19 protein-coding genes are annotated in these 17,799 nt (G+C 60.1%); 14 read left to right on the top strand and 5 right to left on the bottom strand.

The genetic code is table 11. From position 1 onward, the window contains the following. Positions 1–153: 153 nt before the first annotated feature. The 12 genes from KSS97_RS26375 to KSS97_RS26320 all read left to right on the top strand — a co-directional run bounded on the left by KSS97_RS26375 (position 154) and on the right by KSS97_RS26320 (position 12,396). Positions 154–1,278, top strand: coding sequence for an ABC transporter ATP-binding protein (locus KSS97_RS26375; RefSeq protein WP_030139216.1), 1,125 nt, complete (start codon positions 154–156; stop codon positions 1,276–1,278). A 49-nt stretch (positions 1,279–1,327) separates the two neighbouring features. Beyond that, on the top strand, positions 1,328–2,371 hold the full coding sequence (locus KSS97_RS26370) for an ABC transporter substrate-binding protein (RefSeq protein WP_003206153.1): 1,044 nt from the start codon (positions 1,328–1,330) through the stop codon (positions 2,369–2,371). A 203-nt stretch (positions 2,372–2,574) separates the two neighbouring features. Next, on the top strand, positions 2,575–3,822 hold the full coding sequence (locus KSS97_RS26365) for an ABC transporter permease (RefSeq protein WP_198797827.1): 1,248 nt from the start codon (positions 2,575–2,577) through the stop codon (positions 3,820–3,822). A gap of 13 nt (positions 3,823–3,835) precedes the next feature. Then, positions 3,836–4,660 (top strand): ABC transporter permease, encoded by an 825-nt coding sequence (locus KSS97_RS26360; protein WP_217860474.1) that lies wholly within the window; start codon positions 3,836–3,838, stop codon positions 4,658–4,660. 199 nt (positions 4,661–4,859) lie between these two features. Next, the gene (locus tag KSS97_RS26355; RefSeq protein WP_217860473.1) at positions 4,860–6,008 is read left to right on the top strand and encodes an iron-containing alcohol dehydrogenase; all 1,149 of its coding nucleotides are present in this window, start codon (positions 4,860–4,862) and stop codon (positions 6,006–6,008) included. A gap of 78 nt (positions 6,009–6,086) precedes the next feature. Next, the gene (gene rpe / locus KSS97_RS26350; protein WP_202334998.1) at positions 6,087–6,761 is read left to right on the top strand and encodes a ribulose-phosphate 3-epimerase; all 675 of its coding nucleotides are present in this window, start codon (positions 6,087–6,089) and stop codon (positions 6,759–6,761) included. After that, a complete protein-coding gene (locus KSS97_RS26345; RefSeq protein ID WP_030139211.1) occupies positions 6,758–7,576 on the top strand; it encodes a phosphoglycolate phosphatase in 819 nt (272 codons plus the stop codon). The genes rpe and KSS97_RS26345 overlap by 4 nt, the downstream gene beginning before the upstream one ends. A 70-nt stretch (positions 7,577–7,646) precedes the next feature. Further along, entirely contained in the window at positions 7,647–9,128 is a 1,482-nt protein-coding gene (gene trpE, locus KSS97_RS26340) for an anthranilate synthase component I (RefSeq protein ID WP_030139210.1), read from the top strand. A gap of 85 nt (positions 9,129–9,213) precedes the next feature. Continuing rightward, positions 9,214–9,807, top strand: a complete 594-nt coding sequence (locus KSS97_RS26335) for an aminodeoxychorismate/anthranilate synthase component II (protein WP_202334999.1) — start codon at positions 9,214–9,216, stop codon at positions 9,805–9,807. Between the two features lie 9 nt (positions 9,808–9,816). Next, a complete protein-coding gene (gene trpD / locus KSS97_RS26330) occupies positions 9,817–10,866 on the top strand; it encodes an anthranilate phosphoribosyltransferase (protein WP_217860472.1) in 1,050 nt (349 codons plus the stop codon). Next, entirely contained in the window at positions 10,863–11,699 is an 837-nt protein-coding gene (gene trpC / locus KSS97_RS26325; RefSeq protein WP_217860471.1) for an indole-3-glycerol phosphate synthase TrpC, read from the top strand. Before trpD ends, trpC begins: the two co-directional genes overlap by 4 nt. Before the next feature lie 4 nt (positions 11,700–11,703). Beyond that, complete coding sequence (locus KSS97_RS26320; protein WP_217860470.1) at positions 11,704–12,396, top strand: lipoate--protein ligase family protein; 693 nt, start codon at positions 11,704–11,706, stop codon at positions 12,394–12,396. Here KSS97_RS26320 and crp read toward each other — a convergent pair. Continuing rightward, positions 12,393–13,037, bottom strand: coding sequence for a cAMP-activated global transcriptional regulator CRP (gene crp, locus KSS97_RS26315; protein ID WP_030139205.1), 645 nt, complete (start codon positions 13,035–13,037; stop codon positions 12,393–12,395). The two genes, KSS97_RS26320 and crp, sit on opposite strands and share 4 nt — an antisense overlap. A gap of 232 nt (positions 13,038–13,269) precedes the next feature. Here crp and KSS97_RS26310 point away from each other — a divergent pair, with 232 nt between their 5' ends. Together KSS97_RS26310 and speD are read left to right on the top strand one after the other, a co-directional pair. Then, positions 13,270–13,692: an OsmC family protein gene (locus tag KSS97_RS26310; protein ID WP_008061600.1), complete on the top strand. Its 423-nt coding sequence runs from the start codon at positions 13,270–13,272 to the stop codon at positions 13,690–13,692. 238 nt (positions 13,693–13,930) lie between these two features. Next, on the top strand, positions 13,931–14,725 hold the full coding sequence (gene speD / locus KSS97_RS26305) for an adenosylmethionine decarboxylase (RefSeq protein ID WP_181287400.1): 795 nt from the start codon (positions 13,931–13,933) through the stop codon (positions 14,723–14,725). 80 nt (positions 14,726–14,805) lie between these two features. Here speD and coq7 read toward each other — a convergent pair whose 3' ends face one another. From coq7 to KSS97_RS26285, 4 genes are all read right to left on the bottom strand, one after another. Beyond that, positions 14,806–15,453, bottom strand: coding sequence for a 2-polyprenyl-3-methyl-6-methoxy-1,4-benzoquinone monooxygenase (coq7, locus tag KSS97_RS26300; protein WP_217860469.1), 648 nt, complete (start codon positions 15,451–15,453; stop codon positions 14,806–14,808). 73 nt (positions 15,454–15,526) lie between these two features. Continuing rightward, positions 15,527–15,865, bottom strand: a complete 339-nt coding sequence (locus KSS97_RS26295; RefSeq protein WP_030139202.1) for a histidine triad nucleotide-binding protein — start codon at positions 15,863–15,865, stop codon at positions 15,527–15,529. An 81-nt stretch (positions 15,866–15,946) separates the two neighbouring features. After that, positions 15,947–16,735: an SDR family NAD(P)-dependent oxidoreductase gene (locus KSS97_RS26290; protein WP_217860468.1), complete on the bottom strand. Its 789-nt coding sequence runs from the start codon at positions 16,733–16,735 to the stop codon at positions 15,947–15,949. Positions 16,736–16,796: 61 nt separating this feature from the next. After that, positions 16,797–17,759 (bottom strand): DUF805 domain-containing protein, encoded by a 963-nt coding sequence (locus KSS97_RS26285; protein ID WP_202335004.1) that lies wholly within the window; start codon positions 17,757–17,759, stop codon positions 16,797–16,799. Between the last annotated feature and the right edge of the window lie 40 nt (positions 17,760–17,799).

Genomic DNA, 17,799 nt, shown 5'->3' with positions numbered 1-17,799 from the left:
TGCATTTATCCAATCCCGCCATCCGTGTAGGGCAATCCCTACCCCGACTCTTCCATCCGGCTGAGGCGATTCTCTCCTGCGCCCCGATTTGCGCGGGCCCCAGGCTCCACTAGGCTTGATTCACAAGCAGTCATCAATACAAAAGGTGCGGGTATGAGCCAGGTCGATTCAAGCGCGGGGACCAGCGATGTGCTGGTCAGCTTTCGTGGTGTGCAAAAGAGCTACGACGGCGAGAACCTGATCGTCAAGGACCTCAACCTGGACATTCGCAAAGGCGAATTCCTGACCCTGCTCGGCCCCTCCGGCTCGGGCAAGACCACCAGCCTGATGATGCTCGCCGGTTTCGAGACCCCGACCGCTGGCGAGATCCAGTTGGCCGGTCGCTCCATCAACAACGTGCCACCGCACAAACGCGACATCGGCATGGTGTTCCAGAACTACGCGTTGTTCCCGCACATGACCGTGGCCGAGAACCTGGCCTTTCCCTTGACCGTGCGCGGCTTGAACAAGAGCGACGTCGGTGACCGGGTCAAGCGTGTCCTGAGCATGGTGCAGTTGGACAGCTTTGCCCAACGCTATCCCGCACAGTTGTCCGGCGGCCAGCAGCAGCGGGTGGCCCTGGCCCGGGCGCTGGTGTTCGAACCGCAGTTGGTCCTGATGGATGAGCCTCTCGGCGCGTTGGACAAGCAATTGCGCGAACACATGCAGATGGAAATCAAGCATCTGCACCAGCGCCTCGGCGTGACCGTGGTCTACGTGACCCACGACCAGGGCGAAGCCCTGACCATGTCCGACCGCGTAGCCGTGTTCCACCAGGGCGAGATCCAGCAGATTGCCCCGCCGCGCACACTCTACGAAGAACCGAAAAACACCTTCGTCGCCAACTTCATCGGCGAAAACAACCGCCTCAATGGACGCCTGCACAGCCAGACCGGCGATCGCTGCCTGGTGGAGCTGGGGCGCGGAGAGAAAGTCGAGGCCCTGGCCGTCAATGTCGGCAAGCCTGGTGAGCCGGTCACGCTGTCGATCCGGCCGGAGCGGGTAAGCCTTAACGGCTCCAGCGAACAATGTGTCAACCGCTTCTCAGGGAGGGTGGCGGAATTCATCTATCTGGGCGACCACGTCCGGGTTCGCCTGGAAGTCTGCGGCAAGAATGACTTCTTCGTGAAACAGCCGATTGCCGAGCTCGATCCCGCGCTCGCCGTCGGGGACGTGGTTCCGCTTGGCTGGCAAGTCGAGCATGTGCGTGCGCTCGATCCCCTTCTAGAGGCGAACTGATCGCCCCCTGCTGTACCAACACCAACCCTGCACGTGGAGAGAACAATAAATGTTGAGATCCCTGAAGTTCACAGCCCTGACACTGGGCATGATGGGTGCGGCAAGCGCGATGGCGGCGGGCCCGGACCTGACCGTGGTGTCTTTCGGCGGGGCGAACAAGGCGGCTCAGGTCAAAGCCTTCTACGCACCGTGGGAAGCGGCCGGCAACGGCAAGATCGTGGCGGGCGAATACAACGGCGAAATGGCCAAGGTCAAGGCCATGGTCGATACCAAGAGCGTTTCCTGGGACCTGGTGGAAGTCGAGTCGCCGGAATTGTCCCGTGGTTGTGACGAGGACATGTTCGAACAACTGGATCCGGCCCTGTTCGGCAAAGCTGAAGATTACGTCAAGGGCGCCATCCAGCCTTGCGGCGTAGGGTTCTTCGTATGGTCGACCGTGCTGGCCTACAACGCCGACAAACTCAAGACCGCCCCGACCAGTTGGGCCGACTTCTGGGACACCAAGCAATTCCCCGGCAAGCGCGGCCTGCGCAAGGGCGCCAAGTACACCTTGGAATTCGCCCTGATGGCCGACGGCGTAGCGCCGAAAGACGTCTACAAAGTGCTGGCCGGCAAAGATGGCCAGGACCGCGCATTCAAGAAACTCGACGAACTCAAGCCAAACATCCAGTGGTGGGAAGCCGGCGCCCAGCCGCCGCAATACCTCGCTTCCGGTGACGTGGTCATGAGCTCGGCCTACAACGGCCGGATCGCCGCGGTACAGAAAGAAAGCAATCTGAAAGTGGTGTGGAACGGCGGCATCTACGACTTCGACGCCTGGGCCATCCCGCGTGGCCTGGACAAGACCCGCGCCGAAGCTGCGAAGAAATTCATCGCCTTCTCGGTGGCTCCGCAGCAGCAGAAGACCTACTCGGAAAACATCGCCTACGGCCCGGCCAACACCCAGGCCGTGCCGTTGCTCGCCAAGGATGTCCTGAAAGACATGCCGACCACCCCGGAAAACATCGCCAACCAAGTGCAGATCGACGTCAGCTTCTGGGCTGACAACGGCGAGCAACTGGAGCAGCGCTTCAACTCCTGGGCGGCGAAGTAACCCGACGGTCTGAAACTGGACGAGATCCATGTGGGAGCGAGCTTGCTCGCGATAGCGGTCTGTCAGGCACATCAATCTTGAATGTGCCGCAGCCATCGCGAGCAAGCTCGCTCCCACAGGCTCTTTCATCGACCCGGGTGTTTCAAAAGAACAGAGGCGGCTCGCCGCCCCTGTAACGATCAAGAAGATTTGCGGAGTTCGCCATGGCCATCGCCGTTCCAATGAACGCGGGCACCAGCCCCACACTCAAGCAGCGGCTCAAGCGCGCCGAGCGGGTCAACCGCTGGAAGGCCCAGGCCCTGATCGCGCCGCTGGTACTGTTTCTGCTGCTGGTGTTCCTGGTGCCGATCGTCGCGCTGCTGTTCAAAAGCGTCAGCAACCCGGAAGTCGTGGGCGCCATGCCGCGCACCGTCGCTGCCGTCGCTGCCTGGGACGGACGTGGTTTGCCCGGCGAGCCGGTGTACAAGGCTGCCAGCGAAGATCTGGCTGAAGCCCGCAAAAATCAAACGCTGGGCGACTTGTCCAAGCGACTGAACATGGAATCGGCCGGCTATCGCAGCCTGCTGACGAAAACGGCCCGGGCGCTGCCGTTCGCGACTGAGCCCGCCTCTTATAAAGAAGCATTGGAAGGCCTCGACGAGCGTTGGGGCGATCCGGCGTACTGGCAAGTGATCCGCCGCAACACCAGTAACGTCACGCCGTATTACCTGTTGGCGGCTGTCGACCACCGCATCGACGATCTCGGCGAACTGGCGCCAGCCACCCCCGACCAGGCGATCTACCTGGACATCTTCACCCGTACTTTCTGGATGGGCCTGGTGATCACCGCGATCTGCCTGGTACTTGCCTATCCGCTGGCCTACCTGCTGGCGAACCTGCCGTCGCGTCAAAGCAACCTGCTGATGATCCTGGTGCTGCTGCCGTTCTGGACTTCGATCCTGGTGCGGGTGGCGGCGTGGATCGTGCTGCTGCAGTCCGGTGGGTTGATCAACAGCGCGTTGATGGCCATGGGTGTCATCGATAAACCGCTGGAGCTGGTGTTCAACCGCACCGGCGTCTACATCTCGATGGTCCACATCCTGCTGCCGTTCATGATCCTGCCGATCTACAGCGTGATGAAGGGCATCTCGCCCACCTACATGCGGGCGGCGATTTCCCTGGGCTGCCACCCGTTTGCCAGTTTCTGGCGGGTCTACTTCCCGCAGACCTATGCAGGTGTCGGCGCCGGGTGCCTGTTGGTGTTCATCCTTGCCATCGGCTACTACATCACCCCGGCGCTGCTGGGCAGTCCGAACGACCAGATGGTCAGCTATTTCGTCGCGTTCTACACCAACACCAGCATCAACTGGGGCATGGCGACGGCGCTCGGCGGGCTGCTGTTGCTCGCGACCATCGTGCTTTATCTGATTTACAGCTGGCTGGTGGGCGCCAGTCGCCTGCGCCTGAGCTAAGGGGAGATCTGAAATGCTGAGTCCTTACATGTCCCCCGTCGAACGGGTGTGGTTCTACAGCTTGCGCATACTTTGCGGGCTGGTCCTGTTGTTCCTGATCCTGCCGGTGCTGGTGATCATTCCGTTGTCGTTCAACTCCGGCAGCTTCCTGGTCTATCCGCTGCAGGGCTTTTCGTTGCAGTGGTATCACGACTTCTTCGCTTCGGCGGAGTGGATGCGGGCCTTGAAGAACAGCATCATCGTTGCCCCGGCGGCTACATTGCTGGCGATGATCTTCGGTACGCTGGCGGCCATTGGCCTGACTCGCGGCGATTTCCCGGGCAAGGCGCTGGTGATGGCACTGGTGATTTCCCCGATGGTGGTACCGGTGGTGATCATCGGCGTGGCGAGCTACCTGTTTTTCGCACCGCTGGGCATGGGTAACAGCTTCTTCTCCTTGATCATCGTCCACGCCGTGCTGGGCGTACCGTTCGTCATCATCACGGTCTCGGCGACGCTGCAGGGTTTCAACCACAACCTCGTCCGGGCAGCTGCAAGTCTCGGGGCGTCGCCATTGACGGCGTTTCGTCGGGTGACCCTGCCGTTGATCGCCCCAGGCGTGATCTCTGGAGCGCTGTTCGCCTTCGCGACGTCGTTTGACGAGGTGGTCGTAACCCTGTTCCTGGCCGGCCCCGAGCAGGCAACGTTGCCACGGCAGATGTTCAGCGGTATCCGCGAAAACCTCAGCCCCACCATCGCGGCGGCGGCGACGTTGCTGATTGCCTTCTCGGTGATCCTGCTGCTGACCCTGGAGTGGTTGCGTGGGCGTAGCGAGAAGCTGCGCACCACCCAAGCCTGACGGCCTGCGTTGGCCCTGTGGGAGCGGGCTTGCTCGCGAAAGCGGTGTATCAGTCGACATAAATGTTGAATGTTCCGCCGCTTTCGCGAGCAAGCCCGCTCCCACATTGAATTTGCGGTGTATCTGAGCTCAATCGCAGCCAACCCTCAATCCCGAGCTATCCTTGTGCCAGCCCATACTCGAACAAGAGGCCGCGCACATGAGTCTTTCCTCATTCAAGATCGCCCACAAACTGATCACCGGTGCCGCTGCCATCGAGCAACTGGCCGCCGAGTTGACGCGCCTGGACGTCGACAATCCACTGATCGTGACCGACGCAGCGCTGGTCAAGTCCGGCACGGTGGAACTGGCGCTGCAGCACCTGGGCGGACGCGACTACGAGATTTTCGACCGGGTCATGCCAGACCCGGAAATCGCCATCGTCGAAGATTGCATGCAAGCCTACCGCGACGGTGGCCATGATGGACTGATCGGCCTGGGCGGCGGCAGTGCCATCGATATCGCCAAGTGCGTGGGCGTCTACGCCGGTTACCACGGCGAGCTGCAGGATATGTTCGGTGTCGATCAGGTGCCGCGCAAAGGCCCGCCGATGATCGCCATTCCTACCACCGCCGGTACCGGTTCGGAAGTGACCAACGTGGCGATCCTCTCCGACAAGGCCGCCCAGCTGAAAAAAGGCATCGTCAGCGATTATCTGTTGCCGGATGTGGCGCTGGTCAGCCCGCAGATGACCCTCACATGCCCGCGCGGCGTAACGGCTGCCAGTGGCGTCGACGCGCTGGCGCATGCCATCGAGGCCTACCTGTCGCTCAACGCCTCGCCGATTACCGATGCACTGGCCATTGGCGCAATCAAGCTGATCACCCGGGCTCTGCCCAAGGCCTACGCCAACCCTAACCATCTGCAAGCCCGCGAAGACATGGCCACCGCCAGCCTGATGGCCGGCATGGCGTTCGGCAATGCCGGGGTGGGGGCGGTGCATGCGCTGGCTTATCCGTTGGGCGGGCGTTTCCATGTATCCCACGGGGTCGCCAATGCGTTGCTGCTGCCCTATGTAATGGAGTGGAACAAAATGGCCTGTGTCGAGCGCATGCGCGACATCGCCGAGGCCATGGGCATCAGGACCGCTCACCTGAGCGACCTTGAAGCCGCTGACGAGGCTGTCGATGCGATGGTCGCCTTGTGCGCCGCGGTGCAGATCCCCCAAGGCCTGAGCGGCCTGGGCGTGACCGAGGACGTGATCCCGTCCATGGCGGTGGAGGCTGCGGGGATCGAGCGCCTGATGCGCAACAATCCGCGCCAACTGAGCGCCGCCGATATCGAGAAGATCTACCGCGCGGCGTATTGATCGACTGTCACGGTGGGCGCGCCAAATCTTGAGGTATACAATGCGCGCCATCGTGATTTCGCTCAAAACAGGTGCGTCATGCAGCCCTTCGCTATTGCTCCGTCGATTCTCTCCGCCGACTTCGCCCGCCTGGGCGAGGAAGTGGACAACGTTCTGGCCGCCGGGGCCGACATCGTGCACTTCGATGTCATGGACAACCACTATGTACCCAACCTGACCATCGGCCCGATGGTCTGCGCGGCGCTGCGCAAGTACGGCATCACCGCGCCGATCGACGCGCACCTGATGGTCAGCCCGGTGGACCGCATCGTCGGTGATTTCATCGAGGCGGGCGCGACCTACATCACCTTCCACCCGGAAGCCACGCTGCATGTTGATCGCTCCCTGCAACTGATCCGCGAAGGCGGTTGCAAGGCCGGCCTGGTATTCAACCCGGCTACGCCGCTGGACGTATTGAAATACGTGATGGACAAGGTCGACATGGTCCTGCTGATGAGCGTCAACCCTGGCTTCGGCGGGCAGAAATTCATCCCGGGCACCCTCGACAAGCTGCGTGAAGCTCGCGCATTGATCGATGCCTCTGGGCGTGACATCCGCCTGGAAATCGACGGCGGCGTGAACGTGAACAATATCCGTGAAATCGCTGCGGCCGGCGCCGACACCTTTGTCGCCGGTTCGGCGATCTTCAACGCGCCGAACTACCAGGAGGTGATTGCAAAAATGCGCGCCGAACTGGCCCTGGCGCGTCCATGAGCGGCTTCGAGCAGCTGTTTCCCGGCAGCCTGCCGCGCCTGGTGATGTTCGACCTGGATGGCACGCTGGTCGATTCGGTACCGGATCTCGCGGCCGCCGTGGACAGCATGCTGCTCAAGCTCGGACGCCCACCCGCCGGCATCGACGCGGTGCGCCAGTGGGTGGGCAACGGTGCGCCGATGCTGGTGCGTCGGGCCCTGGCCAACCACATCGATGCCCAAGGCGTCGATGAAGCCGAAGCCGAACGGGCGATGGAACTGTTCAATGAAGCCTACGAAGGCAACCACGAACTGACCGTGGTCTACCCCGGTGTGCGTTCCGCGCTCAAATGGCTGCACAAGCAAGGCGTGGAAATGGCGCTGATCACCAACAAGCCGGAGCGCTTCGTCGCGCCGCTGCTGGACCAGATGAAAATCGGCCGTTATTTCCGCTGGATCATCGGCGGCGATACGTTGCCGCAGAAAAAACCCGACCCTGCGGCGCTGTTCTTCGTGATGAAAATGGCCAACATCCCGGCCTCACAGTCGTTGTTCGTCGGTGATTCGCGCAGCGATGTACTGGCGGCGAAAGCGGCAGGCGTCAAGTGCGTGGCGTTGAGCTACGGTTATAACCATGGCCGGCCGATCGCCGAAGAGTTTCCGACGTTGGTGATCGATGACTTGCGTCTGTTAATTCCCGGTTGCCTGGACCCGGCCGCTGAGATAACGTTGCCCGACGCTGTTCAATCCTCTTCTGGAAACGCCATCGTGGTGGTCACTCGCAAACTCTGGATGAAAGTCATGAAGGCCCTGGCCCGCTGGCGTTGGCGCGCCTGACTTGATCCTGGCCGGTTATCCGGCGCGTTTGCATACCTGACTGTCAGCTCCTCTTGCCACGAGGCACCCCATGATCCGCGAAGAATTCCTGCGTCTAGCCGCTGCCGGCTACAACCGCATCCCGCTCGCCTGCGAAACCCTGGCCGACTTCGACACGCCGCTGTCGATCTACCTCAAGCTGGCCGACCAGCCCAACTCCTACCTGCTCGAATCGGTGCAGGGCGGCGAGAAATGGGGCCGTTATTCCATGATTGGCTTGCCGTGCCGTACGGTGCTGCGGGTGCATGGCCATCGCATCAGCGTGACCCACGACGGCGTCGAGATCGAAAGCCTCGACGTCGAGGATCCGCTGGCGTTCGTCGAATCCTTCAAGGCCCGCTACAACGTGCCAACCATCCCGGGACTGCCCCGTTTCAACGGTGGCCTGGTCGGATATTTCGGCTACGACTGCGTGCGCTACGTGGAAAAACGTCTCGGCACCTGCCCGAATCCTGACCCGCTGGGCGTGCCGGACATCCTGCTGATGGTCTCCGACGCTGTGGTGGTCTTCGATAACCTCGCCGGCAAGATGCATGCGATTGTCCTGGCAGACCCGTCCCAGGAAGATGCCTACGAGCAAGGTCAGAAAAGTCTGCAGGCGCTGCTGGAAAAGCTCCGTCAACCGATCACGCCGCGCCCAGGCCTGGATTTCAGCAAGCAGTCGGCCGCCGATCCGGTGTTCCGTTCCAGCTTCACCCAGGATGACTATGAACGGGCCGTCGATACCATCAAGGAATACATCCTTGCCGGTGACTGCATGCAAGTGGTGCCGTCGCAACGGATGTCCATCGACTTCAAGGCGGCGCCCATCGATCTCTACCGGGCGTTGCGCTGCTTCAACCCGACGCCCTACATGTACTTCTTCAATTTCGGCGATTTCCACGTCGTGGGCAGTTCGCCGGAAGTGCTGGTGCGGGTCGAAGACAACCTGATCACCGTGCGACCGATCGCCGGTACTCGCCCCCGTGGCGCCACGGGAGAGGCGGACCGGGCCCTCGAAGAGGACCTGCTGTCGGACGACAAGGAAATCGCCGAGCACCTGATGCTGATCGACCTGGGGCGCAACGACACCGGGCGTGTCTCGGAGATCGGTTCGGTAAAACTCACCGAAAAAATGGTCATCGAGCGCTATTCCAACGTGATGCACATCGTGTCCAACGTTACCGGGCAGTTGAAAGCCGGGTTGACGGCCATGGACGCCTTGAGGGCGATCCTGCCGGCCGGCACGTTGTCGGGCGCACCGAAAATCCGCGCGATGGAAATCATCGACGAACTGGAACCGGTCAAGCGCGGTGTGTACGGCGGGGCGGTGGGTTACTTCGCCTGGAACGGCAACATGGACACCGCCATTGCGATTCGTACCGCGGTCATCAAGAACGGCGAACTCCACGTACAAGCTGGCGGTGGCATCGTTGCTGACTCGGTGCCGGCATTGGAGTGGGAAGAAACCCTGAACAAGCGTCGGGCGATGTTCCGTGCCGTGGCGTTGGCGGAGCAGACTTCAGGCGACTGAAGCCCTCCCTCGACAACCTGTGGCCAAGGGCTTTCCCGCCCCAACGGCCGTTTTTAAAGTCAGTGAATCAAAAGGTTGCTACGCCATGTTGCTGATGATCGATAACTACGACTCCTTTACCTACAACGTTGTGCAATACCTTGGCGAACTCGGTGCCGAGGTCAAGGTGGTGCGCAACGACGAGCTGACCATCGCCGAAATCGAGGCCCTCAAGCCCGAGCGCATCGTCGTCTCCCCTGGCCCGTGTACGCCGACCGAAGCGGGCATTTCCATCGAAGCCATCAAGTATTTTGCCGGCAAGCTGCCGATCCTCGGCGTGTGCCTGGGCCATCAGTCGATCGGCCAGGCGTTCGGTGGCGATGTAGTGCGCGCCCGTCAAGTCATGCATGGCAAGACCAGCCCGGTGTTTCATGAAGACAAGGGTGTATTCGAAGGCCTGAATCATCCGCTTACCGTCACCCGCTACCACTCCCTCGTCGTCAAGCACGATACGCTGCCCGACTGCTTGGAGTTGACTGCCTGGACCCAGCTCGAAGACGGTTCGGTCGACGAGATCATGGGGTTGCGACACAAGACGTTAAATATCGAAGGTGTGCAATTCCACCCTGAGTCTATCCTCACTGAACAGGGCCACGAGCTGTTCGCCAACTTCCTCAAACAAACCGGCGGCACGCGCTAAGGACTTTTCATGGATATCAAGACAGCCCTGAACCGTATCGTCGGCCAGCTCGACCTGAGCACCGAAGAAATGCGCGACGTGATGCGCGAAATCATGACTGGCCAATGCACGGATGCGCAGATTGGTGCGTTCATGATGGCCATGCGCATGAAGAGCGAGAGCATCGACGAAATCGTCGGCGCCGTGACCACCATGCGGGAACTGGCAGACAAGGTCGAACTCAAGACGCTGGACGGCGTGGTGGACGTGGTAGGGACTGGCGGTGATGGTGCCAATATCTTCAACGTGTCCACCGCCTCGGCATTTGTCGTCGCTGCGGCGGGTTGCACTGTCGCCAAGCATGGCAACCGTGCAGTCTCGGGCAAGAGCGGCAGTGCCGACCTGCTGGAGGCTGCGGGTATCTACCTGAACCTGACCCCGGTTCAGGTGGCTCGCTGTATCGATAGCGTGGGCATCGGCTTCATGTTCGCCCAGACCCACCACAGTGCCATGAAGCATGCCGCCGCGCCCCGTCGGGAGTTGGGCTTGCGCACGCTGTTCAATATGCTCGGCCCGCTTACGAATCCGGCCGGTGTGAAGCATCAGGTGGTGGGAGTGTTCAGCGAGGCGTTGTGCCTGCCTCTGGCCGAGGTATTGCAGCGTCTGGGCAGCAAGCACGTGCTGGTGGTCCATTCGAAGGATGGCCTGGATGAGTTCAGCCTGGCGGCGCCCACCTTCGTGGCTGAGCTAAAAAATGATCAGATTACGCAATACTGGGTCGAACCTGAGGACCTGGGCATGAAGAGCCAGAGCCTCCATGGGCTGGCAGTGGATGGCCCGGCCCAGTCGCTGGAATTGATCCGCGATGCCTTGGGGCGCCGTAAGACCGAGAATGGCCAGAAGGCAGCCGAGATGATCGTGCTCAACGCGGGTGCCGCGTTGTACGCCGCCGATCATGCCAGCAGCCTCAAGCAAGGTGTCGAGCTCGCCCATGATGCGCTGCACACCGGCCTGGCCCGTGAAAAACTGGAAGAATTGGGCGCGTTTACCGCCGTATTCAAAGTGGAGAATGAAGGATGAGCGTGCCAACGGTTCTGGAAAACATTCTGGCTCGCAAGAAGCAGGAAGTCGCCGAGCGCAGTGCCCGGGTCAGCTTGGCCGAGTTGGAAAACCTCGCACGTTCGGCCGATGCGCCTCGCGGCTTTGCCCAGGCGCTGATCGAACAGGCGAAGAAGAAGCAGCCGGCGGTGATTGCCGAAATCAAGAAGGCCTCCCCGAGCAAAGGTGTGATTCGCGAGCATTTCGTTCCGGCCGACATCGCCAAGAGCTACGAGAACGGCGGCGCGACCTGCCTTTCGGTGCTGACCGATGTGGATTTTTTCCAAGGCGCCGACGACTATCTCAAGCAGGCGCGGGCGGCATGCAAGCTGCCGGTGATCCGCAAGGATTTCATGATCGACCCGTACCAGATCGTCGAGGCCCGGGCCTTGGGCGCCGATTGCGTGCTGTTGATCGTTTCCGCCTTGGACGACGTGAAGATGGCCGAGTTGGCCGCGGTTGCGAAGGGCGTCGGCTTGGATGTGCTGGTGGAAGTCCACGATGGCGAAGAGCTGGAGCGGGCCCTCAAGACCCTGGATACCAAGCTGGTCGGCGTGAACAATCGCAACCTGCACACCTTCGAAGTCAACCTGGAAACGACCTTGGACCTGTTGCCGCGAATCCCCCGTGATCGGCTGGTCATCACCGAAAGCGGCATCCTCAACCGGGCCGATGTCGAGTTGATGGAAATCAGCGACGTGTATTCGTTCCTGGTGGGCGAAGCGTTCATGCGGGCCGAAAGCCCGGGCATGGAGTTGCAACGGTTGTTCTTTCCCGAGCGCAGCGTTCCGGTGACTGGCTCGACGTTGGACTGAACGAATGTCTCCCGCCATTTCCTTTACTGTCGAAAACGGCTTGCAAGCCGAACAGGACTTGCTGGCGAGCGTTTGCGCCGGTGACACTGAGTCCGGCTTGCTGTTCTGGCAACCGAATGACCGCGCGCTGGTCATGCCGCGTCGCCTGAGTCGCTTGCCGGGATTCGACATCGCCTGCGAAGTATCAGCCGCCCATGGCTGGCCGGTACTCCTGCGCGAAACCGGCGGCGAGCCGGTGCCTCAATCAGCTGCGACGATCAATATCGCGCTGGTCTACGCACCGCCACGCAGTGAAGGCGATCATGGGCGGATCGAAACCGCCTATCGTCGGTTGTGCGATCCCATCTGCCAGTTGCTCGATGAATTGGGCGGGGTGGCGTCGCTAGGGGAAGTGGCGGGCGCTTTTTGTGATGGGCGCTTCAATGTCAATCTGGACGGTCGGAAGATGGTAGGCACCGCCCAGCGTTGGCGACAGAGCAAGGGAGGGCAGCGTCCGGTAGGGCTGGTGCATGGCGCACTACTGCTGGACGACGAGCGCGAAGCCATGGTCGCGGCGGTCAATCGTTTCAATGAAGCCTGTGGCCTGGAGCAACGCGTGCGTGCCGAGAGCCATATTGCCCTTCATGAAAAATTTCCCGCGCCCCACGCCCTGGAGCGACTCGAGACTTTGTATCAGGAACTGCTGGACAGTCTCTAGCGGGTGCCGAAGACCACCATCGTCTTGCCTTTGACGCTGACCAGGTTGCGTTCTTCCAGGTCCTTGAGCACACGTCCAACCATCTCGCGGGAGCAGCCGACAATGCGGCCGATTTCCTGACGCGTCACTTTGATCTGCATCCCGTCGGGGTGGGTCATGGCGTCGGGCTGCTTGCACAGGTCCAAAAGGCAACGGGCGACACGACCGGTTACGTCGAAGAAGGCGAGGTCGCCTACCTTGCGCGTGGTGTTGCGCAGGCGCTGTGCGATTTGTCCGCTGAGGACGAAAAGGATGTCCGGATCCTGCTGCGACAGCTCCCGAAATTTGCTGTAGCCGATTTCTGCGACTTCGCATTCGACTTTCGCCCGCACCCAAGCGCTGCGCTCTTGCTCCTTGCCGGCCTGTTCGAACAAACCCAACTCGCCGAAGAAGTCCCCCGAATTGAGGTAGGCGATGATCATCTCCCGTCCTTCATCGTCCTCGATCAGGATAGTGACTGATCCCTTGATGATGAAGAACAGCGTGTCGGAACGGTCCCCCGCACAAATGATGTTGTGCTTGGCGGGGTAGCGGCGACGCTGGCAATGCATCAAGAGCTTGTCGAGATTCTTGATCTTGGACGTGGGAGTAATGGCAACCATGGTTGTGTCCCGAAAAACTGCGCGGTTTGGTGGTCTGATTGTTATGAAGGCGAATAGCTATCGCAAAAGCTGGCCATACGCCAGCGACTGGGCGCCAGCTTAACAGAGGCGTCTTAATTAATTTGAGAATTTACCGAGTGTAATCTGCGCCGGGCGCCCTCAGGCGGGAGCAGCCATTACCGGGGGCTGTGCTAAGCTGGCGCCCCCTTTTTATGACAGTGGAGTCTTGACGATGAAGGCACGCATCCAATGGGCTGGCGAAGCCATGTTCCTCGGTGAGTCGGGCAGCGGTCATGTGGTCGTCATGGATGGCCCGCCGGACGCCGGAGGTCGGAACCTGGGTGTTCGGCCAATGGAAATGCTGCTGCTGGGTGTTGGTGGCTGCAGCAATTTCGATGTGGTCAGCATCCTCAAGAAGTCGCGCCAAGCGGTCGAAAGTTGCGAAGCCTTCCTGGAAGCCGAGCGGGCGACCGAGGATCCGAAGGTTTTCACCAAGATCCATATGCACTTTGTGGTGAAGGGCCGGGGGCTGAAAGAGGCCCAGGTCAAGCGCGCCATCGAGCTGTCGGCCGAGAAATATTGTTCGGCCTCGATCATGCTCGGCGCCGCCGGTGTTGAAATCACTCACGATTATGAAATCATCGAATTGGGTTGAATCGACATCCAACCATCACAAAAGCGGTGCAAGCTCTGGCGATCAGAAGCTGACGTCTGCATAATGCGCCACTTTTTTCAGGGCAGTGATCGGCTTGCGGCCGGTCCCTTGCCTGGACAGACAACCAAAATCGCCATCGCGAAGAGGTGTTAACCGTCCTACGCAGGTGCGTCGTTCGCATCTGACGGGCATGCTTGATCACGCGGCCAGGCCGCAATACACAGAGAGTTTTCAAACGGTGAAAAGCAAACTCAAGCTCCATGGGTTCAATAACCTGACAAAGACCTTGAGCTTCAACATCTATGACATCTGCTATGCGGAAACCCCGCAAGACCAGCAGGCCTACGTCGAGTACATCAATAAAGAGTACAACGCCAAGCGCCTCACGCAGATTCTCACGGAAGTTGTCGATATCATTGGTGCCAACATCCTGAACATAGCAAGTCAGGACTATGAGCCCCAGGGCGCCAGCGTGACTATCTTGATTTCGGAAGAGCCGGTGACACCGACCGACAGCCAAATCGAAGAGTCCCCGGGCCCGTTGCCTGAAATTATCCTGGCCCACCTCGACAAGAGCCATATCACTGTCCACACCTATCCGGAAATCCATCCAGTGGATGGCATCGCTACGTTCCGAGTGGACATCGACGTGTCGACCTGTGGGGTCATTTCACCGCTCAAGGCACTCAACTTCCTGATTCACCAATTCGATTCCGATATCGTGACCGTGGATTATCGCGTACGTGGGTTTACCCGGGACGTGGAAGGCCACAAGCACTTCATCGATCACGAGATCAATTCGATCCAGAACTACCTCTCCGAAGACACTCGCGACGCGTACCAGATGACGGACGTGAACGTGTATCAGGAGAACCTGTTCCACACCAAAATGCTGCTCAAGGACTTTGAGCTGGATAACTACCTGTTCGGCGACGCCACGAGCAATCTGTCTGCTGAACAGCGTGGGCAGGTGGAAGAGCGGGTCAAGCACGAAATGCTGGAAATTTTTTACGCGCGCAATATGCCGCGCTAAAGTTTCGGCTATGAAAAAAGGCGACTGTCCATGGACAGCCGCCTTTTTTCGTTTTGGAAGGCCTCGTTCCGCTTTCGCTATCAGATCCGATAAGTACTCTTGGTCATGACTTTGGCCAGCAGGCTCATGCCAAATTTGACGGGGGCCGGGAAGCGGAAGCCGCCGGCTTCCAGAGCGCTTTCGGCGTGGTGCTCTTCATCTTCACGCATCTGCTCAAGAATCGCCCGGGACTTGTCATCCTTGACGGGCAATTGCTGCAGGTGCTCATTCAGGTGCTTGCACACCTGATGCTCGGTCGCCGCGACAAAACCAAGGCTGACCTTGTCACTGATCAGGCCTGCCACGGCGCCGATCCCGAACGACATGCCATAAAACAGGGGATTCAGCACGCTGGTGTGGCTGCCCAACTGGCGAATGCGTTGTTCACACCAGACCAGATGGTCAATTTCTTCCTCGGCGGCCTGTTCCATCGCTTCGCGTACCTGCGGCAATTTCGCTGTCAGCGCCTGGCCTTGGTAGAGCGCCTGGGCGCAGACTTCACCGGTATGGTTGATGCGCATCAGTCCGGCGACATGGCGAGTCTCTTCATCGCTCATCTGCACGTCCGGCTGCACGATGGCCGGCGATGGACGGTACGGCTGGCCACTGAAGGGCAACAGCGTACGCATCGCGGTGTCGGCCTGCAGCAGCAGGCGATCGATGGGCGAGTAGTGACGTTGCGTAGTCATGCTTACCTCCGGAAAGAATCTCGGCGGCCAGTTTAACTCAATCGGCCACTGGGGATTTGCGTTGGATCATGGATCAGCCCGGCGGCCAATTCATCTGGCGCTGTCCGAGCACATGCATATGAATGTGATAGACGGTCTGCCCACCGAGTTCATTGCAGTTCATCACCACCCGGAAGCCTTCTTCGCAACCCAGCTCGACGGCCAGGCGCTGGGCCGTGTACAGGATATGCCCAGCCAGTCCTTTGTCGTCCTCGGTCAGGTCATTGAGGGTGCGGATCGGTTTCTTTGGAATGACCAGGAAGTGAACCGGTGCCTGTGGAGCAATGTCGTGGAAAGCCAGGACCTGGTCATCCTCATAGATGATCTTCGCCGGGATTTCCCGGTTGATGATCTTGGTAAATAGGGTATCCACAGCGGTCTCTCCGTTGGTTTAGTCGAAGTCGAGTGTACTGAAGGGCTGGTTTGCCAGCCCGGGTTTTTCAGCTTGAAGGAATCAGCGCGGACAGCAGGCCTTGTTGAGCATGCCGCTGACGGTCCGGACCAGCCAGCGTGGTCCCAACCGCGGCAGCGAGGTGAACCAGCGATTGCGGCGTCCGGGAATGATAATGGCTCGATTCCTATCCAGCGCGCGAACGGTATAGAGCGCAACTTCCTCAGGGCTCATCAATTTCTTCTTGCCGTCGAGTTTCTGTTCATCCAGTTGTGCCTTCGCGAAAAAGTCCGTGCGAGTCGGCCCGGGGCACAGTACCGAGACGTTGATTGCGCATTTTTTCAATTCGACCCGCAGGGCTTCGGAGAAGTGCAGCACATAGGCTTTGCTGGCGTGATACGTGCTCATCCAGGGGCCGGGCAGGAAGGCAGCAGTCGATGCGACGTTGAGTATCTGGCCGCCGCCATGCAGCGCCATGCTGTTGCCTATTGCATGGCAGAGGCGTGTGAGGGCAAGGATATTCACTTCGATCAGGTCTTGTTCGGTCATCCAGTCCTGGGCCAGGAACGGACCACTGGTGCCGATGCCGGCGCAATTGACCAGCAGATCGATCTGGCGCTCGCCTTCCTCCAATTCCAGCAGGAAGCCTGAGAGTCGAAGGGGTTCTCCCAGGTCGCAGGCGCGGAACAACACCTCCACGCCAAACCGTTGGGTCAGCTCTATTGCAATACTTTCCAGCCGATCACGCTGTCGAGCTACCAATATCAGGTTGCGCCCACGCCGGGCCAGTGCTTCGGCCATGGCCAGGCCGATACCACTGGAAGCACCAGTGATCAGAGCGTAACGGGTCATGCAGTTCTCCATCGCCGCGCAGGGCGCCGGTGGACTGAGCTGTCACCGGCGCAAAGCGCGCTTATTGTTCCTCTTCTTCGTAGTCTACAGAAGGTGCGGCTGGCTCGGCTGCTTCGGCGGCCGGTTCTTCGGCCGATTCGTCAATGGATTCGCTGCTTTCATAACTGCTCAAGGAGCTGCTGCCGTACTCCTCGCCGATGCTGCTGAATGCGCCAGCCAATGCACCGATGAAAATCAGGGCGATCAGGACGACCCACAGCCAGGCAAGAACCTTGACCGCGGTGCTGTTGGGCGGAGGTGGAGGGCCGTAGCGATTCGGGCCACTATTGCCTGGAGCGAATATGAGGACGAATGGGAAGAGGCTGCCCACGAACGGCACCAGGTTGAGCAACCACAGCCATCCGGACCAGCCGAGATCGTGCAGGCGCTGAGCGCTGAACTGGATACTCACGTAGGCAAAAGCGAGGAAGATGGCTACGGCTACGAGTCCGCCGATGATCATCGCGGTCGTCGAGCTGGCGACGAGCAACCAGGACAGGCTCAACCAGAATGCAATCCCGACCACAGGCATTACCGCCAGTGTCAGAACCATGGTCCAGGCCAGGTACCGCAGGCGCCCGATACGGCCTTCGAAACTGAAGGGCTTGAGCGGGCCGTATTCGGCGAGCGTTTCGCCTACCGGGGCGCGGGGAGGGGCATAGGGGGAAACGGGGTCAAGTATGGAGTCCGGGTGGCGCCCGCTTGCCTGATGCGGCGATTCCTGCACCTCGCCGAGGTCCAGCTGAAGGGACGGTTCTGCTTCGATTCGTGCATCGATGCCGCTTTTATGCAGCGCTTCCAGGTACTTCTGCGCGTCGCCCTGGGACAGGTTGTTTTTAAGCGACACCTTGCGACCACTGAACAAACGTTCAATGGCGCTGACATCGCTCTTGAACAGCTCCGCGAGGTTTAGCTTGGCGGTAGTGGTATCGACGCCTGGCAACAGGGCTCCGTCGAATACAATGTTGAAGCGGGTTTCGCTCATGCCTGGCATCCTTGTCTTTCAAAGTTGGTTTGTGTTTTTG

This window comes from Pseudomonas alvandae (genome assembly GCF_019141525.1).
GTDB lineage: Bacteria > Pseudomonadota > Gammaproteobacteria > Pseudomonadales > Pseudomonadaceae > Aquipseudomonas > Aquipseudomonas alvandae.
The sequence above is the reverse complement of the archived record's forward strand: the minus strand, read 5'-3'. Positions and strand labels throughout refer to the sequence as shown.